Source organism: Candidatus Pelagibacter bacterium nBUS_36 (assembly GCF_051201215.1).
Classification (GTDB): Bacteria; Pseudomonadota; Alphaproteobacteria; order Pelagibacterales; family Pelagibacteraceae; genus Pelagibacter.
In genome coordinates this window covers 88,553-106,096 of record NZ_CP172839.1, presented here as the reverse complement: position 1 = coordinate 106,096, position 17,544 = coordinate 88,553, and the positions used below count along the sequence as shown (strand labels likewise).

Below are 17,544 nucleotides of genomic sequence, written 5' to 3'. Positions count from 1 at the left end.
ATGCAAGAAAAATATATTAATATCAACGGTCTTAAAGTTTCGGAAAGCTTATCAAAATTTATAAGTGATGAACTATTGATAGGAACAGATGTGTCACCTGAAAAATTTTGGCTTGGATTTGAAAAAACTGTCAATGAATTAGAGCCTAAAAATAGAGAATTAATAAATTTTAGGGAAATATTACAGAAAAAAATTGATGGGTGGCATATTCAAAATAAAAGTAACGAATTTAATCTAAATGAATATAAAAAATTTTTAATTGAAATTGGATATCTAAAAGAAGAAGGTTCTGATTTTTCTATCGAAACAAAAAATGTAGATGAAGAAATAACAAAAATAGCAGGACCTCAGTTAGTTGTACCAATTATGAACGCACGGTATGCTCTTAATGCAGCAAACGCAAGATGGATGAGTCTTTATGATAGTTTGTATGGAACTGATGTTATCGAACAATCTGAAGATAGCGTGTCTGAAAGATATGATCCTTTAAGAGGAGAAATGGTTATTAAATATGGAAGAGATTTTTTAGACAAATATTTTCCAATTAATAATTTGAGTTGGCATAAAATTACAAGTATTGCGGTAAAAGAAGGAAATTTAAAAACTTTAAAAGGTGCTGATATTTTTGATCTAGCTGATGAACAAAAATTTATTGGCCATAGAGGTGAAGCTGACAACCCATCAGCAATCATATTAAAGAATAATAACTTGCATATTGAAATTTTAAGAGATCCGAGAGCTTTTAGTGCACAACAAGATCATGCTGGAATTAGTGAAATAATTTTAGAGTCAGCTGTATCAACAATTTGTGATAACGAGGATAGTGTTGCCGCAGTAGATGCAACAGATAAAATTGTTTGTTACAGAAACTGGCTAGGTTTGATGAAAGGAAATTTAAAAACTCAATTTGAAAAAGATGGTAAATTATTTGAAAGAAAACTGAATCCAAATAGAAGTTATATTTCAAAAAACGGTAAAGGTCTTAAATTACATGGAAGAAGTTTGTTGTTAGTTAGAAATGTTGGACACTTAATGACTAACCCTTCAATAATTTTAAGTAATGGAAATGAAGTGCCAGAAGGTATTATGGATGCATTTATAACTGTAGCTGCAGCAATTCATGACATAAAACACAAAACAAATTCAAGAACAGGATCTATCTATATTGTTAAACCAAAAATGCATGGACCAGAAGAAACTGAATTTACTGATTTAATTTTTTCTAAAGTTGAAGAAGTTTTGGGTTTAGAACAATACACTTGCAAAATAGGAATTATGGATGAAGAAAGAAGAACATCATCAAATTTAAAAGAATGTATTAGAACTTTAAAAAATCGGGTTTTCTTCATAAATACAGGTTTTTTAGACAGAACTGGTGATGAAATGCACACCTCTATGGAAGCGGGTCCAATGATCAAAAAAGGAGATATGAAGTCTTCTAAATGGATTTTAGCATACGAAAATAACAATGTTGATATTGGATTAAAGTGTGGCCTATCTGGAAAAGCTCAAATAGGAAAAGGAATGTGGGCAATGCCAGATAAAATGAAAGATATGATGGATCAAAAAATAGGACACTTAAAAGCAGGGGCAAACTGTGCATGGGTTCCCTCTCCCACAGCAGCTGCTTTACACGCATTACACTATCATCAGATAAATATTTTTGATCAACAAAAAGATATTATTAAAAGAGACCAGGCAAAACTTGATGATCTTTTAACAATTCCAGTTGCAGATAGGCCAAATTGGTCGATTGAGGAAATTAACAGTGAAATATCAAACTCTGCACAAACTTTATTGGGTTATGTGGTAAGATGGATAGATCAAGGTGTTGGATGTTCAAAAGTTCCAGACATTAATAATATTGGACTAATGGAAGATAGGGCAACACTTAGAATATCTTCACAACATATTGCCAACTGGATACATCATGGAATTACAACTAAGATTCAAGTTATGGATATTATGAAAGCAATGGCAAAGATAGTGGATAAGCAAAACGAAAAGGATCCTGCGCATGATCGAAGTGGAAGATCTGGTTATACAAAAATGTCTGATGACTTTGATAGATCTTTAGCATTTAAAACTGCATGTGATCTGATCTTTAAGGGAAAAGAGCAACCTTCAGGATATACAGAACCTTTATTGCATCAAAATAGATTAAAAAAAAAACTTAATCTGAGTTAAAATTTAAATTAGATCTATTTTTAAAAGCAGAAAATAAGGTTCCGTCATCTAAATTTTCTATCTCACCACCCACTGGTAATCCTTGTGCTAATTTAGTAATTTTTGTATTAGTATTTTTTAAACTATCTTGAATATAATATGCTGTAGTTTGCCCCTCTACAGTAGCACTTGTTGCAAGTATTACTTCTTCGATTCCTTCTCTATTTACTCTTTCTACTAAAGAGTTAATTAAAAGATCTTCTTTTCTTTGTCCTACTGAGGAAATAGTGCCTCCTAAAATATGAAAATATCCATGAAAAATATTTGAATTTTCAATTGACCATTGATCCGCAATATCCTCAACTACACAAATTTTTGTGTATTTTTCTTTTGAACTTTCGCAATTAATACATCCATTTAAATTTGATTTTAAAGATCCACAAGAATTACACCTTGTTACATTTTTATAAACCTGAGCTAATGTATTTGCCATGGGTTTTACTAATTCGTCTCGGTTATTGATTAGTTTAAGAACAATTCTTTTGGCTGACTTAGGCCCTAAACCAGGAAGCTTTGAAATTAATTTAATTAATTCCTCTATCTCGCTAATATTTTGCATTAATTATAATGGCCATTTAAAACCAGGTATTCCTAAACCTCCTGTGGCTTTTGAAATTTCTTCAGTGGTTTTTGTTTTTAATTGTAATTTAGCATTATTATGAGCAGCTACAATTAGATCTTCTATTATTGTCTTATCTTCTTTAATAATTTCATCAGATAATTCAATTTTTTGCATCTCACCTTCGCCATCAAGAGTAATTTTAACTGAGTCAGAACCTGAAATTCCCTCAGCTTTAATTTCTTTAATTTTTTCTTGGCTTTCTTTCATTTTTGCCTCTAATTCTTTTGCTTTATCCAAAATCTTTGTAAAATCAGTCACTTATATCCTCTTTTTTTTTATTTAATTTAACATCTGTGAGCTCTGCATCAGGAAATTTTTTCAATATCATCTTATAAATTTCTGAACTTTTTACCTCATTAACCAATTCATCTTTTTTATTGTTTTGTTTTTCTTTGACTGACATTTCCCCTTTAGATTTACTAAAAGTAATAATCCATCTTTCAGCAGTCCATTCAAAAAGTTTTGAAGAAAGATCTTTTACAAAATCTTTATCTAAATTATCATTAAATGAAATTTCAATTCTATTTCTTTCAAATTTTACAAGATTTACATTTTTTTCTAATTCATATTTAAGTTTAATTTCTTTTTTTTTAGTACAAACATCAAGAAGATCATCAAATGAACTTATCAAATTTTTATACATTGCTTTTATCTCTGGTTTAGCTTCTGGTTTTTGTTTTTCCTCTTGGGCAATATTTTTGATTTGACTAACAATTCTTGAGCTATCATCAATTCCTTGTTCTTTCTTTGTATCTTTATTGTCTATTTGATTATCTTCAATATTATTATTTTCTTCTTGTTCAATATTTTTCTTTAACTTAATTGAACTCAAATGCATTAATCTTATTAAAAACATTTCAATAGATAAATGCTGATTAGAAACAATATCCAATTCTTCAAGCGATGATATTGTAAACTGCCAAAATAAAATTAAAACCTCAGAATCTACTTGATTAGAAATATCTTTGATTTTTAAAAACTCTTCATCATTAAGTGAGAAATTTGTACTTTCTAAAGATAGTGAATTTATATTTTTAAAGTAATAAAGTATTTCTAAAAAATCATTAATGAATACTTTTGGTTCAACACCCTGATCGTAAATTTTTCTGTAAATATTAATTACTTTTTCCTCTTCTCCCTTCAATATTAATTCAAATAAATTGATTAATTGAGACTTATCGAAATATCCAAAAATTTTTTGTGCCGCATTAAGATCTAATTCTGTTTTTTCATCTAAGGTTAGCAGGGCTCTATCTAATAAAGACAATGCATCTCTTACAGATCCTTCTGAAATTTTTACAATTAACTTTAAGGCTTCATCTGATGCGTTACCTTTTTCTTTTTCTTTTATATCTTTGATAAACTTAAATAATTCAGACGATTTAATTCTAGATAAATCAAATCTTTGGCACCTTGAAACTACTGTAATAGGTATTTTTTTAATTTCCGTAGTTGCAAAAATAAATTTTAGATATTCTGGTGGTTCTTCAAGTGTTTTTAATAAAGCATTGAATGCTTGCTTACTTAACATGTGAACTTCATCAATTATAAATATCTTGTATTTTGCTGACGTGGGGCCATATCTAGAAAATTCAATTAGATCTCTAACATCATCCACTCCTGTTTTGCTAGCAGCATCCATTTCAAGTACATCTATGTGACTTGAGTCAGCTATTGATTTACAATTATTACATAAATCTTCTTTGCATAAATTTTCAATGCCGTTCAAACAATTTAGCCCTTTGGCAACAATTCTAGCAGTTGTAGTTTTACCAATTCCCCTTATCCCAGTGAATAGATAGGCATTTGGAATTTTATCTGCTTTAATAGAGTTTGTTATTGTTTCTGCCACAACTTCTTGACCAATAAGATCATCAAAAGTTTGTGGCCTATATTTTAATGCTAATACTTTAGAGTTATTGTTCATTATATTTATTCAAAGGAGACTAGAACCTGAATAACTGTCTCTACGACTGCTTCCGTTAAGATCTGGTCGGGTTCAAGCAGCATACACCTCTAGCCTCCATGACTATTATAGCAGTTAAATTTTCTATTCTACAAGAAAAGATTATTTTTTTTTCTCTCTCAAATTATCAGCCTCAAAAACACCTAAGACGTGAAAATCCTCACAATGAAGCCCTAACTCCTCTAAAGATTTTTGAACTTTCGGGTCCTCTATATGCCCATCTAAATCACACAAAAAAAAGAATGAATCGAATGTATTTTTTTCAGGATAACTTTGTAGCTTTGTTAAGTTCACTCCGTTAATTGCAAATCCACCTAAAGATTGATAAAGAGCTGCTGGCTTACTTTTAAGTTTAAATAAAAAAGAAGTAATAAATTTTTTTCCTTTATATTCAGGTTGAGAAATATTTTTACCCATTACTAAAAATCTTGTTAAATTACCACTTTCATTTTCAATATTTTTTTTGACAATATCTAATTTATAAATTTGAGCACTTAAAGATGATGCGATCGCAGCTTGCTTAACATCTTTTGTTTTTGAAATCATTTCTGCAGAGCCAGCTGTGTCTGCTCTAATATGTTCAATAATATTATTTTCTTTTATAAATTTTGAACATTGAGACAAACCTTGTGCGTGAGAATATACTTCTTTTATATCGCTAAGTTTTGCACCAGGTTGACCTAATAAATTATGTTCTATTTTTTGAAAATGCTCTTTGTAAATATTTAGCCTATGCTTGAATATTAAATATTCAATACCAATATTTCCTGTAATTCTATTAGATTCAGGGATAATTATTTTACAATCTGGATCTAGACTTGCTTTATTAAAACATTCATCAAAAGTTTTACATGGTATTATTTCTGCATCTGGATTAACTGACAATGCAGCTAAATGTGAGTATGCTCCAAAAGTACCTTGAAAATAAATTTTTTTTGCCATTAAACTTTATATTCCATAATTTTTTTTAAGGCTAGATAATCTTCTTCCGTATCAACTCCTATTGGGGAAGACTTTGCAAGAGCAACATTTATAACAATATTATTGTCTAATGCCCTCAACTGTTCTAATCTATTTTTAATTTCATTTTTTGATTGATTTAGTTCAACAATTTTTTTTAATGTTTCGGTTGAATAACAATAAATTCCTATATGGTGATAAATATTAGCTATTTCTGATGATCTTCTTAAAAAATTCTTTGCTTCAGAAAACTCATCATTGTTTAAATTTTTGTTAGTTATAACTTTTACAATGTTTTCATTTTCTAAATCTTTGTGATCTTCAATTTTGGCTGCAAGAGTTCCCATTTGAGATTGAATGCTAACCATTTTTTTATTTAAACTTACAATGTCCTCAATATTTATTGCTGGCTCGTCACCTTGTAAATTCATTATCAAATCTGCATCTTTTACTTCTAATTTTTGCAATGCTTCATGAATTCTATCAGTTCCTGTCTTATGATTTCTGCTGGTTAAAATGGCTTTACCTCCATTTTTTACAACATCATCTACTATTTCTTGATCCTCAGCTGCAACAACTACATCGCCAATATTTGCTTCCTGAGCCCTTCTAAATACATGCGATATTATCGATAAATCATTTATTTTTAATAAAGGTTTGCCAGGTAGCCTGGTTGCTGACAATCGTGAGGGTATAATAGTTAGCGTTTTCATTAATAATTGAATTATTATTATACCTATTAAATAGCAATAGAGGCAAATTTATACATTAAATTTTGGTAATATTTTTATTTATCGTGATATATGTTCCAATGAAATATTTAGAAAATGGATTCTTTTGAAATTAATAAAATAATAGCTGCAATATTGATGGTTGCACTTTTGGTTATCGGTATTGGCAAATTATCAAATATCATATTTCATGTAGAAAAACCTAAAACTCCTGGTTATGCAGTTGAAATAGAGCAAGCTACATCAGTATCATCCTCAACAGAAAAAGCTGTAGAGCAAAAAGTTGATATAGCAGCATTAATGGCGATGGGAGATATTGCTTTAGGTGAAAAGGTTTTTAAAAAATGTGCAGCATGCCACTCGATTGCTAAAGGTGGAAAAAATAATATTGGTCCTGCTTTATATAATGTAGTTGGAAGAAAAACTGGAGCTGTTACAGATTATAAATATTCTAAAGCTTTATCGTCATTTGAAAAAGAATGGACTTTTGAAGAATTAAATGGTTACTTAATAAAACCCGCTAAGTGGATTAAGGGAACAAAAATGGCATTTGCTGGATTAAGAAAAGAAAAAGATAGAGCCTCAGTTATAAAATATTTAAATCAAAATTCAGATAGTCCGGTACCACTACCTTAATTTTCCAAAACAATATAATAAAATACTTTTTTGCACATGAACTCTATTAAGAGCTTGTTGCCAAACGTGCGATTTTTTTCCTAAAAAAACTTCATCACTTACTTCGGATCCACGAGGCAAACAGTGTAGAAATATACAATCTTTCTTTGAGTAACTCATTAATTTTTTATCTATTTTAAATTTTTTGAATTGTTCAATTTTTTTCTTTTTATTTCCTTTATCATTTAGAGATATAACTTTATCCGAAAATATAACATCAGCCCCAATAACAGCTTTTTTAGGATCATTATAAATAAATATTTTTTTATTATTATTCTTTACCCAAGTTCTAACTTCTTTACCTGGTTCAAAATTTTTTGGACATCCTATACTAAGTTTAAATGAAAATTTTACAGATGCTGCAATTAAACTATCTAGAACATTATTAGAATCTCCTATCCAGCAAATATTTAATTTTGAAATTGGTTTTTTCTTTATTTCCTCAACAGTAAAAACATCAGATAAGACTTGAGTAGGGTGTGAAGATGGACTTAAACCATTTATTATTGGAATTGATAAATATTTTTTAAAATCCTCAATTTTTTTATCACTATCTGTTCTAAGCATAAACCCATCACCATAAGTTGATAGTATTTTTGCTGTATCAGATATGCTTTCACCACCTTGTCCAAGATGTAATTCATTTGATCTTAGAGTTAAAGTTCCTCCTCCAAGCTGCTTTATTGCTAAATAAAAGCTTATTCTTGTTCTAGAGCTTGCTTTTTCAAACATTTGGATAAGCATTTTACCTTTGAGTGGAGACCCTTTATCAACCTCTAAAGTGCTTAAATTTTTTCTAAGGTTTTTTCTTTTTTTTGCATCAATAATAATTTTTCTAAGATCTTTGGCCGGTATATCCTTTAAGTTTATAAAATGTTTCATTTTAATTTAATTCTGAACAAACTTTTTTTATTATTTTTAGCGACAAGTTAATTTCTCTCTTTTTTACATTAAGTGGCGGTAAAACTCTAACAACATTTTCTGCTGCTCTTATTGTTAATAAATTATTATCCATAAGTTTCTTTATAAATTTTGTTTGATCTGTTTTAAGCTGTATTCCAATCAATAAACCTCTTCCTCTTATTTCTTTAATAATATTAGGATATTTATTTTGTATTTCTTTAAGATTAGATAAAAAATATTTTGAAATATTTTTCACGTTTTTCAAAAACTTCTTATTTGAAATTATATCCATCACTTTATTACCAACAGTCATTGCTAATGGATTGCCACCAAAAGTTGATCCATGGGTTCCAGCTATCATTCCTGAAGCAACTTTTTTATTCATTAAAACTGCTCCGATTGGAAATCCACCCCCAATACCTTTTGCAATTGGAACGATATCTGGTTTTACCTTTGATTTTTCAAACGCAAAAAAATCACCTGATCTTCCAATTCCACATTGGACTTCATCTAATATTAATAGAATATTTTTTCTATCACAAATTTTTCTAAGTTCTCTTAAACACCAGTCAGGAATTACTTTGATACCACCCTCGCCCATAATAGTTTCAACCATTATTGCAGCTGTGTTTTTTGTAATTTTATTTTTTAATGAGTAATGATTACCGAATTCAAAATGATCAAAACCAGATACTTTTGGTCCAAAACCTTCTGTCATTTTTTTTGAACCACTTGCATATATTGCTGCCAATGTTCTTCCATGAAAACTATTTTTAACACATAAAATTCTATTTTTTTTTGGTTTTCCAATTGAATAAAAATATCTTCTAGCAACTTTAATTGCTGCCTCTGTTGCCTCTGCACCACTGTTTTGAAACATGACATAATCAGCAAAAGTGTTTTTAGCTAATTTTTTAGCTAACATTTCTCCTTCTGGGATTTGAAATGCATTTGAGACATGCCAAAGTTTTTTTGATTGTTTATTTATAGTGTCTACCAATTTAGGATGTGCGTGTCCTAAAGAGTTCACAGCTATACCTTGAACAAAATCTAGATATTTTTTACCATTGGTTGAATATAAAAAACTTCCTTTTCCATATTTAAATGAAATTTTTTTTCTATTATAATTTTTTGCTAAATAGCTCATAATTTTAATCAGTTTTTATAAATTTTAATTATTAGATACAAGTTATGATTGAAAATACAAATAAACCAATTTTAACTTATTATTGTTGATAACTTTAGAATTTTGCTTGTTTAATTTGCTTATGTATCAGTATATTGTTATTTTTATAAATTGGAATACAACATATAGATAATGAGCTGGAACGAAGAAAAAGTAAATAAATTAAAAGAACTTTGGGGCAAAGGAAACACTGCAAGCCAAATTGCTGAAATTATAGGTGGTATAAGTAGAAATGCGGTTATTGGTAAAGCTCATAGATTAAACTTATCAGCAAAAATTAAAACTAGAACTGCTACATCTAATCAAAATTTTGAAAATTCTTTAGATCAAAGGAATAATAAATCAAAAAGAGGAAAAAAAAGTAAATTTAAATCTTTAATTATTGAGAAAGATTTTGAACCAGAAAACCCAAAACAATTAGAGCAACTTGATGAAAGCTCATGTAAATGGCCAATTGGTCATCCAAATGAAAGTTCGTTTTACTTTTGTGGAAGATCTTCATTAAAAGACTTTTCATATTGTAAGCTACACCTTTTGTATGCATACCAGCCTAAAGGTAAAAAAGAAGAACCGGCTGAAAAAGAAGAAGTTCCAGGTTTTATTGAAAAAAAAATACAGTCAGCCTAAATTTTATTTACTTCGTTCTTTTCAAAGTCTTTCGTTATATATTTTTCTGTGGAAAATTGACCACCTTCTCTCCACATATAGCAATATTTCTTAACTTCTTGATCAAAAAATCTTACACTAGGAACTCCTATTTCTGCATTAGTTTTATACTTACCAGACGGAATATTGTCATATTTTAAAAGTCTTAATTGATCTCTTGTTAGCAATGGATTGGGCAATATCTCAAATAAACTTGCAGAAAACTCAGCTATTTTAAGTGGAAAAGGTATCAAAATTCTTTTTTTGCCAATTAATAATAATAATTTTTCTAATAATGTTTTAAAAGTTATTATTTCAGGACCAACACATTCAATTATCTTAGAATAAATATTTCTAGAAATGACATGATGAATTGTGTCTGTTAAATCAGAACAATGAATTGGTGCAAATTTAGTCTTTCCCTCATAGTAAAGTGGAAATATAGGCAATCTATTTAATATAGTCATAAAATGTGTTGTTAGTTGGTCATCTACTGAAAAAACTAGGGATGGTCTCAATATCGTTGCAAGTGGAAAGTTTGTTAAAACATTTTTTTCGCCTTCTAATTTACTTTTGGCATATTCAGAGTCTTTTGCTTCATTAATGCCAAGAGCTGACAAGTGAATAAAATGTTTAAGATTGAATTCTTTGCTTAGTTTAGCAAGTAAAGATGGAAAAATACTATGTATATTTTTAAAAGTACTGCCTCTTTTTTTTTCAAATAAAATGCCAATTAAGTTGATGCATATGTCAGCTTTTTTAAAAAGTTCTCTAATTTTTTTTTCATCAAATATATTTGACTCAACGATATCGATATATCCTGCATTTGCCTGTGTTTTTATTATGTAACTTTTTTGATGAATGTTTCTAGTAACAACCGTCACTCTATAGTTGTTCTTAGTAAGTTTTCTTATTAAGTTTCTTCCAATTTGGCCACTGCCACCAAAAATTAGACAATTTTTTGCTTTCATATATATATATTCAAATATGAGTAATAATATTAAACTTCACAAAAATGACTTACCAGATGATTTGGAATTAGGCAACGTAATAGCTGTTGATGGTGAGTTTATGGGTCTAAATGTCAGACGAGACCCTCTTTGCCTAATTCAAATATCTTCAGGAAATTCAGAGGCTCATATAGTTCAATTTGATAGAAAAAAATACATAGCTCCTAACTTAGTTAGAATACTTAATGATGATAAAATTACAAAAATTTTTCACTATGGTCGAGCTGATATGGCGCATATTAAATATTACTTAAAAACAGATACTCATAACATTCTAGATACTAAAATAGCCTCAAAACTTGCAAGATCATATTCTGATAGTCACTCTTTAAAAACACTTATTAAAGAATTTGTTAATATAGATATTAGCAAACAATTCCAAAGCTCAGATTTTGGTGGCGAACTCACACCTTCACAGATTAAGTATTGTGCTAATGATGTAATATATTTGCATAAAATTCATAACGAATTAAATAAAATATTAAAAAGAGAAAATAGAATTAAACTTTATCAAGATTGTTTAAAATTTTTAAAAACAAGAGTTGATCTTGATCTAGCACTGTTTAAAGACGATATCTGGTCACACTAAATGATTAAAAAAAGATTTTTAAAAACTGCAAAAAATGTAATTGATCTCGAAATAAAAGCATTACAAAAACTTAAGAGAAGCCTCAACAAATCCTTTGATAATGCTGTAATTAAAATTTCAAATTGTTCCTCAAAGGTTGTGTTATGTGGTGTCGGTAAGAGTGGACTTGTAGCTTCTAAGATTGCTGCCACTTTATCATCTGTTGGTACTCCATCATTTTATCTGTCAGCTAGTGACTCGTCTCATGGAGATCTTGGAAGTATTACAAAAAGAGATATTTTAATATTAATTAGCTACTCTGGTCAATCCAATGAACTTAAAAATATAATTCAATACGCTAATAGAAATAAAATTCTATTGATTGGAATTGTGTCAAAAAAAGATTCAATATTATATAAAGCTTCAGATATTAAACTCTTAATACCGCAATTTAACGAAGCTGGAGGAATAGTACCAACCTCAAGCACTACTGCTCAACTTGCGTTAGGAGATGCCTTAGCAATTTCGGCTATGAATTATAAAAAATTTGATAAACTAGATTTTAAGAAAATTCATCCAGCTGGCAGTCTTGGAGCACAACTAAAAACAGTCGAAGATATTATGGTTACTGGTAAAAAAATACCTTTTGTAGATCAAAGTTTAAGAATTAATGATGCATTAAAAATACTTAGTAGCAAAAAATTGGGTATTCTAATTATTCAAGATAAGAATAAAAAAACTAAAGGCATAGTTACAGATGGTCAAATAAGAAGAGTTAATTTAAAGAGAATAAATTTTAATTTATTGCCCATTAAAAAAATTATGACAACAAAACCTGTGTCTATTGAAAAAGATGAACTTGCAGCTAAAGCACTATCTTTAATGAATGAAAAAAAAATTACCTCTTTAGCTGTCCATAACAAAAAAGATAAGCTTAAAACGATTGGAATAATACATATACATCACATTTTACAATCTAAAATAACATAAATGAATAAAAAAAAAATCCTAAAAATTTTTTTGGTTTTTTCATTTTTCATTCTATTGCTTACTCTTTTATTTAAATTTTTTAATGATGAAAAAATTCAACAAAGTAATTTAGATAATAACAAAGATGAAAATATTACCTCTAACATAATTAAAGAATTAAGTTTTGCCTCTAAGGATAAAAAAGGAAATACATATACCTTAAAAGCAGAAGAAGGTGAGGTGGATTTATCAAATGATAAAATAATATATTTAAAAAAAATTACAGCTCAAGTTACACTAAATAACTCTGAAGAAATAATGATTGTCTCTGATTTTGGTAAATATAATATTGAAAATTATGATACAATTTTTTCTGAAAATGTAATAATAAAATATTTAGATAATAAAATAACAAGTAATTATATGGAATTTTCAGTAATCAGAAACCTGATGACAATAACTAAAAATGTTGTTTATTATAATAAAAATAATCTTCTTAAAGCTGATGCTGTTGAATTCAATACTAATACAAAAAAAGTAAATATTTTTATGTATGATAATTCAAAAAAAGTAAAAATTATAAGTAAAAATTAAAATGACAATTATAAAAAAATTCCGAATTAAGTCTTTTAAAAATATTAGTACGATAATTGAATTTGATAACGTTTCATTAGCATATGATGAAAGATTAATTTTAGATAATATAAATTTCAAGATAAATGAAGGTCAAATATTTGGCATGCTTGGTCCAAATGGGGTTGGTAAAAGTACAATTTTTAATCTTATAACAGGGTTAATAAAACCAAAATCTGGTAGAATTATAATTGATGGTGAGGATGCAACTAAGTATCCCATTTACCATAGAACTAAAAAATTTAAGATAGGTTATGTTCCTCAACATGGGGGTGCGTTCTCAGAACTAACTTTATATAACAATTTAAAAGCTATTAGTGAAATTGTAATAGAAGATAAAAATTTAAGAGATAAGAGAATAAATTATTTAGTATCAAAATTCGAACTTGAACATTTAAAAAATATTAAGGCTAAACATTTATCTGGTGGCCAGAAGAAAAAACTTGTGATTGCACTATCACTTTTAAGTCAGCCAAAAGTTTTGTTATTAGATGAATGTTTTGCAGCTTTAGATGTGTTAACTATAAAGATGTTACAAAATATTATTGTGAATTTACAAGAAGAAGGCAATATCACTATTTGTATTTGTGATCATCAGGCAAGAGATTTACTTGCTTGTGTTGATGTTGCTATGGTTTTAAATAACTCAAGAATTATTGCGCAAGATACTCCATCTAATTTAGTGAACGACACAAACGCTAAAAATGCATATTTTGGGAATAGTTTTAAATATAATTAAAAGCTAATGCCAAATCATATAATTTTAAAAAATAGAATAAAAAATTTTAATAAAAAAATTATTGTTAGTGGTGATAAAAGCATCAGCATAAGGTGGGTTTTATTTTCTTCTATTGCAAGTGGTGTTTCGAGTGCTAGTAACTTATTAATATCTGAAGATGTTCTTACGGCAATCAATGCAGTTAAAAAGTTAGGAATTAAGGTTAGTTTAAAAAAGGATATTTGTAAAATATATGGCAAGGGAATAGATGGATACAATTATAAAAAGAATCTTTCTATAAACTCTGGAAATTCAGGAACGTTAGGTAGACTTATTCTTGGATTAATAATCAATACACCCAACTCAATAAAACTTATTGGTGATAAAAGTTTGTCAAATAGAGATTTTAAGAGAATTTCAGATCCATTAAGTAATTTTGGTGCATCATTTGAATTAAGCAAAAACAAACATCTTCCTTTGAAAATAATTGGATCATCTAAATTAAAGCCAATTAAGTATTTAGAAAACAGGGGCTCAGCGCAATGTAAAAGCGCTGTGATTTTTGCTGGAATGAGAACAAATGGTCAAACTTTTATTAAAGCTAAGAAATCAAGAAATCATACTGAGCTTTTATGTAAATATCTAAAATTACCTATCAAAATAAAAAAGCAAAAAAATTATGATTTGATTGAAGTAAACAAAATAAGAAAAATTAATAAAATTAATTATAAAATTCCATCTGATATAAGCTCAAGTGCTTTTTTTATTGTTTTAACTGCTCTTTCGCAAAACTCAAATTTAATAATTAAAAATGTAAATATTAATCCATCTAGAATTGGGATTATTCATATACTAAAAAAAATGGGTGTTAAAATTATTTTTAAAAATCAAAAAATTTACAAAGGAGAAAAAAATGCTGACATTTACATCAAAAGTCCAAAAAAAATTAAACCCATAAATTGCCCAACAAAATTTAATAGTGGTGCAATTGATGAATTTTTATTAATTTTTTTGGTTGCTGCGAGAGCAAAGGGTATTTCTTATTTTAAAGATTTATCTGAACTAAATCAAAAAGAAAGCCCGAGACTAAAATGGGGTGAAAAAATCCTAAACTTAATGGGTATAAAAACTTTAAGCACGGAAAGTTCAATTAAAATATTTGGTAATCCAAATTTAAAAATCAATAATAAAATTATAATTAAGGATTACCTTAAAGATCACAGGGTATTTATGACAAGTGTCATTGCTGCTCTTTCTTTTGGTGGTCAATGGGTCATACATGACAAAGATTCTATTAAAACTTCTTTTCCAAATTTTTTAAATATAGTAAATGAAATAAAGAAATAATGAATAAAAGAAAAAATATTTTAAAAATTGCAATCGACTCACCTGCTGCAGCTGGAGCAGGAACCTTAGCAAAGACCATTTCGAAACATTATAATCTTTTTTATTTGGATACTGGTAAAATTTATAGATTGGTAGCATACTTAAAAATTAAATTTCCTAAAAAATTTAATCAAAACTTTATAAAAAAAAAAATTAAATCACTAAAAGTAAAAGATCTTGAAAATAAAGATTTATTATCTGATGAAGTAGGTACTGAAGCATCTATTATATCAAAAGTTAAAAGTACAAGAAAAATTGTGCACTCTTTTCAATTAAATTTTGCTTATAACCCTCCTAAGAAATTCAAAGGATCTTGTCTCGATGGAAGAGATATTACCTATAACATTGTTCCTGACGCAGATCTTAAATTTTTTATAACTGCTAATTTAAAAACAAGAGCACATAGGAGATATAAAGAGCTTAAAAGCCTTAATAAAAATATCACATACGAAGAAGTGCTTAAAAGCATTAAAAAACGTGATAAAAGTGACTATAATAGAAAGATTTCGCCTTTAAAGAAAACTAAAGATTCAGTGTTGCTAAACACATCGAAACTTACTAAAAGAGCGTGTTTTTTAAAAATAAAAAAAATTATAGACAGGAAAATTAATACTTAATGGAAATATTTAAAGATCTATCAAATCCAGCATCGCAAGAATTCGAAAAACTACTTAGCAGCCAACTCTCAAAAATTAAAATAGAAGAAGGTAAAATCATAGAAGGCAAAATAAATAAAGTAACTGAAAAATTTGTTTTTTTATTTGTTGAGGGCCTTAAAAGCGAACCTGTTCTTGATATAAATGAGCTTAAAAGCATGGGTCTTGCTGAAAAAATAAAAGTCGGAGAGACAATCCCAGTATTATTAGAAAAAATTGAAGATAAGCATGGCGAAGTATTAGTGTCAGCTAGTAAAGCCCAAAAGATTAAAGGTTGGGACAAACTTGTCGAGGCTTACGAAAAAAATGAACCAATTATGGGAAAAATTACATCTAAATGTAAAGGTGGATGTATTGTAGAGCATATAGATACTGGTTCTTTAATGTTTTTACCAGGATCACAAATTAGTGATAAGCCTCTAAAAGACATTGGCCACTTAATGAACGAACCTCAAAAATTTGCTTTAATTAAATTAGATAAAGTTAGAGGAAATGCATGCGTGTCCAGAAGAGAAATTATTTCCTCTTTCAAAAAAGAAGATAAAGCTAAAATAATTGAAAAATATAAAGTTGGCGATATCATTAAAGGAGCTGAAGTTAAAGGTTATAGTTCTTTTGGATGTTTCTTTAATGTTAATGGAGAGCTTGATGTTTTGGTGCACCTCCAAGAAATTTCATATTCAAGAGTTAATCATCCTGATGAAGTGTTCAATATTGGTGAAAAACATGACTTAAAAGTTATTACTGTAGACAAAGAAAAATTACAAGTTGGTTGTTCTGTTAAACAACTATCGCCCGACCCTTTTGAGCATATAGAAAATTATGAATTAAATAAAATTTATAAAGTGAAAGTAGTCAAATTAATGGACTTTGGAGCATTTTGTGAGTTAGAACCAGGTCTTACAACTTTACTTCACTCTAGTGAACTCAGTTGGACTAAAAAAAATATTTCAGCAAAAAAAATGTTTAAAATTGGAGATGAAATAGATTGTGTTATTACTGAAATTGATAAAGAAAAAAGAAGAGTCGCGATATCACATAGATTAACACAAGATAATCCATTTGAAACCTTTGAAACAAAATACCCAGTCGGAACAATAGTTGAGGGTGAAGTAGTAAATAAAAATGAATATTCACTATTCGTTAAAGTAGAAGATTTGGATGTAGATGCATTTCTTCACTGTAATGATTTAACATTCTTAAATAATGGTGAAGAAGAATTGGATAAATACAAAAAAGGTGACAAGATAAAAGTTAAAGTACTTGAGATTAAAGCTTCAGAACAAAAAATTAGAGTTGGTTTAAGACAAACACAAGCAGATCCTTTTGATTGGTTTAAAGATAAGTCTAAAAACCAAACTATTACTGTAAAAGTTGTATCTACAGATAACAAAGGTTTAATTGTAAGACCTGAAGGTTGTGAGATGGATCTTCAAATTAGAAAATCAGCAATAGCAATTAATGCAGCAGATGCAAGACCTAGCAGATGGACTGGTGGAGAAAAATTAGACTGTGCTATCGCTGAACTTGATCTAAATAAAAGAAAAGTCACTTTAAGTATTAAATTATTAGAGGAAATTGAGAAAAAAGAAGCTTTAGATAAATATGGATCTGAAGGTTCAGGAAAAAACTTACCTTTCTCATCGCTTTCAGAAGATTTAAAGAAAAAAGAAGAAGATACAGAATAAAA

General features: G+C 28.3%; 18 protein-coding genes. 10 read left to right on the top strand and 8 right to left on the bottom strand.

The genetic code is table 11. The annotated features are described in order from the left end of the window. Window positions 1–2,187, top strand: coding sequence for a malate synthase G (locus tag ACIJYI_RS00560; protein WP_435114191.1), 2,187 nt, complete (start codon window positions 1–3; stop codon window positions 2,185–2,187). On the opposite strand, the gene recR is transcribed toward ACIJYI_RS00560, so the two are convergent. The 5 genes from recR to kdsB form a co-directional block, all read right to left on the bottom strand. Next, a complete protein-coding gene (gene recR, locus ACIJYI_RS00555) occupies window positions 2,174–2,785 on the bottom strand; it encodes a recombination mediator RecR (protein WP_435114190.1) in 612 nt (203 codons plus the stop codon). The genes ACIJYI_RS00560 and recR overlap by 14 nt on opposite strands. A 3-nt stretch (window positions 2,786–2,788) precedes the next feature. Beyond that, on the bottom strand, window positions 2,789–3,106 hold the full coding sequence (locus ACIJYI_RS00550; protein ID WP_435114189.1) for a YbaB/EbfC family nucleoid-associated protein: 318 nt from the start codon (window positions 3,104–3,106) through the stop codon (window positions 2,789–2,791). After that, window positions 3,099–4,775, bottom strand: a complete 1,677-nt coding sequence (gene dnaX / locus ACIJYI_RS00545) for a DNA polymerase III subunit gamma/tau (RefSeq protein ID WP_435114188.1) — start codon at window positions 4,773–4,775, stop codon at window positions 3,099–3,101. Before dnaX ends, ACIJYI_RS00550 begins: the two co-directional genes overlap by 8 nt. 141 nt (window positions 4,776–4,916) lie before the next feature. Continuing rightward, window positions 4,917–5,756: a prephenate dehydratase domain-containing protein gene (locus ACIJYI_RS00540; RefSeq protein WP_435114187.1), complete on the bottom strand. Its 840-nt coding sequence runs from the start codon at window positions 5,754–5,756 to the stop codon at window positions 4,917–4,919. Beyond that, on the bottom strand, window positions 5,756–6,487 hold the full coding sequence (gene kdsB, locus ACIJYI_RS00535) for a 3-deoxy-manno-octulosonate cytidylyltransferase (protein WP_435114186.1): 732 nt from the start codon (window positions 6,485–6,487) through the stop codon (window positions 5,756–5,758). Before kdsB ends, ACIJYI_RS00540 begins: the two co-directional genes overlap by 1 nt. A gap of 114 nt (window positions 6,488–6,601) precedes the next feature. Between kdsB and ACIJYI_RS00530 the strand changes: the two genes are divergently transcribed. Further along, entirely contained in the window at window positions 6,602–7,141 is a 540-nt protein-coding gene (locus tag ACIJYI_RS00530; protein ID WP_435114185.1) for a c-type cytochrome, read from the top strand. Here the strand turns inward: ACIJYI_RS00530 and argF are convergent. Further along, the gene (argF, locus tag ACIJYI_RS00525) at window positions 7,133–8,062 is read right to left on the bottom strand and encodes an ornithine carbamoyltransferase (RefSeq protein ID WP_435114184.1); all 930 of its coding nucleotides are present in this window, start codon (window positions 8,060–8,062) and stop codon (window positions 7,133–7,135) included. The two genes, ACIJYI_RS00530 and argF, sit on opposite strands and share 9 nt — an antisense overlap. Window position 8,063: 1 nt before the next feature. Beyond that, entirely contained in the window at window positions 8,064–9,230 is a 1,167-nt protein-coding gene (locus tag ACIJYI_RS00520; protein WP_435114183.1) for an aspartate aminotransferase family protein, read from the bottom strand. A gap of 171 nt (window positions 9,231–9,401) precedes the next feature. Between ACIJYI_RS00520 and ACIJYI_RS00515 the strand changes: the two genes are divergently transcribed. Next, window positions 9,402–9,896: a GcrA family cell cycle regulator gene (locus ACIJYI_RS00515; protein ID WP_435114182.1), complete on the top strand. Its 495-nt coding sequence runs from the start codon at window positions 9,402–9,404 to the stop codon at window positions 9,894–9,896. Here the strand turns inward: ACIJYI_RS00515 and ACIJYI_RS00510 are convergent. Continuing rightward, window positions 9,893–10,885, bottom strand: coding sequence for a complex I NDUFA9 subunit family protein (locus ACIJYI_RS00510; RefSeq protein ID WP_435114181.1), 993 nt, complete (start codon window positions 10,883–10,885; stop codon window positions 9,893–9,895). The genes ACIJYI_RS00515 and ACIJYI_RS00510 overlap by 4 nt on opposite strands. Before the next feature lie 16 nt (window positions 10,886–10,901). Here ACIJYI_RS00510 and ACIJYI_RS00505 point away from each other — a divergent pair, with 16 nt between their 5' ends. From ACIJYI_RS00505 to ACIJYI_RS00475, 7 genes are read left to right on the top strand one after another with little or no spacing between them, the layout of a single operon-like run. Next, window positions 10,902–11,513: a ribonuclease D gene (locus ACIJYI_RS00505; RefSeq protein WP_435114180.1), complete on the top strand. Its 612-nt coding sequence runs from the start codon at window positions 10,902–10,904 to the stop codon at window positions 11,511–11,513. Continuing rightward, on the top strand, window positions 11,514–12,482 hold the full coding sequence (locus ACIJYI_RS00500) for a KpsF/GutQ family sugar-phosphate isomerase (RefSeq protein ID WP_435114178.1): 969 nt from the start codon (window positions 11,514–11,516) through the stop codon (window positions 12,480–12,482). Continuing rightward, window positions 12,483–13,055 (top strand): LPS export ABC transporter periplasmic protein LptC, encoded by a 573-nt coding sequence (gene lptC, locus ACIJYI_RS00495; protein WP_435114177.1) that lies wholly within the window; start codon window positions 12,483–12,485, stop codon window positions 13,053–13,055. Window position 13,056: 1 nt separating this feature from the next. Continuing rightward, entirely contained in the window at window positions 13,057–13,833 is a 777-nt protein-coding gene (locus tag ACIJYI_RS00490) for an ATP-binding cassette domain-containing protein (RefSeq protein ID WP_435114176.1), read from the top strand. Between the two features lie 6 nt (window positions 13,834–13,839). Continuing rightward, a complete protein-coding gene (gene aroA, locus ACIJYI_RS00485) occupies window positions 13,840–15,159 on the top strand; it encodes a 3-phosphoshikimate 1-carboxyvinyltransferase (RefSeq protein WP_435114175.1) in 1,320 nt (439 codons plus the stop codon). Next, window positions 15,159–15,815, top strand: a complete 657-nt coding sequence (gene cmk, locus ACIJYI_RS00480) for a (d)CMP kinase (RefSeq protein WP_435114174.1) — start codon at window positions 15,159–15,161, stop codon at window positions 15,813–15,815. Before aroA ends, cmk begins: the two co-directional genes overlap by 1 nt. Next, complete coding sequence (locus tag ACIJYI_RS00475) at window positions 15,815–17,542, top strand: S1 RNA-binding domain-containing protein (protein ID WP_435114173.1); 1,728 nt, start codon at window positions 15,815–15,817, stop codon at window positions 17,540–17,542. The genes cmk and ACIJYI_RS00475 overlap by 1 nt, the downstream gene beginning before the upstream one ends. Window positions 17,543–17,544 lie beyond the last annotated feature (2 nt).

Bases quoted from the DNA above. Each gene is read 5' to 3' on its own strand.
- lptC (WP_435114177.1), top strand. From the start codon at position 12,483: ATGAATAAAAAAAAAATCCTAAAAATTTTTTTGGTTTTTTCATTTTTC.
- ACIJYI_RS00515 (WP_435114182.1), top strand. From the start codon at position 9,402: ATGAGCTGGAACGAAGAAAAAGTAAATAAATTAAAAGAACTTTGGGGC.
- cmk (WP_435114174.1), top strand. From the start codon at position 15,159: ATGAATAAAAGAAAAAATATTTTAAAAATTGCAATCGACTCACCTGCT.
- ACIJYI_RS00490 (WP_435114176.1), top strand. From the start codon at position 13,057: ATGACAATTATAAAAAAATTCCGAATTAAGTCTTTTAAAAATATTAGT.
- kdsB (WP_435114186.1), bottom strand. From the start codon at position 6,487: ATGAAAACGCTAACTATTATACCCTCACGATTGTCAGCAACCAGGCTA.
- ACIJYI_RS00530 (WP_435114185.1), top strand. From the start codon at position 6,602: ATGGATTCTTTTGAAATTAATAAAATAATAGCTGCAATATTGATGGTT.
- ACIJYI_RS00540 (WP_435114187.1), bottom strand. From the start codon at position 5,756: ATGGCAAAAAAAATTTATTTTCAAGGTACTTTTGGAGCATACTCACAT.
- ACIJYI_RS00520 (WP_435114183.1), bottom strand. From the start codon at position 9,230: ATGAGCTATTTAGCAAAAAATTATAATAGAAAAAAAATTTCATTTAAA.
- ACIJYI_RS00560 (WP_435114191.1), top strand. From the start codon at position 1: ATGCAAGAAAAATATATTAATATCAACGGTCTTAAAGTTTCGGAAAGC.
- ACIJYI_RS00475 (WP_435114173.1), top strand. From the start codon at position 15,815: ATGGAAATATTTAAAGATCTATCAAATCCAGCATCGCAAGAATTCGAA.
- aroA (WP_435114175.1), top strand. From the start codon at position 13,840: ATGCCAAATCATATAATTTTAAAAAATAGAATAAAAAATTTTAATAAA.
- ACIJYI_RS00505 (WP_435114180.1), top strand. From the start codon at position 10,902: ATGAGTAATAATATTAAACTTCACAAAAATGACTTACCAGATGATTTG.
- recR (WP_435114190.1), bottom strand. From the start codon at position 2,785: ATGCAAAATATTAGCGAGATAGAGGAATTAATTAAATTAATTTCAAAG.
- ACIJYI_RS00510 (WP_435114181.1), bottom strand. From the start codon at position 10,885: ATGAAAGCAAAAAATTGTCTAATTTTTGGTGGCAGTGGCCAAATTGGA.
- argF (WP_435114184.1), bottom strand. From the start codon at position 8,062: ATGAAACATTTTATAAACTTAAAGGATATACCGGCCAAAGATCTTAGA.
- ACIJYI_RS00500 (WP_435114178.1), top strand. From the start codon at position 11,514: ATGATTAAAAAAAGATTTTTAAAAACTGCAAAAAATGTAATTGATCTC.
- dnaX (WP_435114188.1), bottom strand. From the start codon at position 4,775: ATGAACAATAACTCTAAAGTATTAGCATTAAAATATAGGCCACAAACT.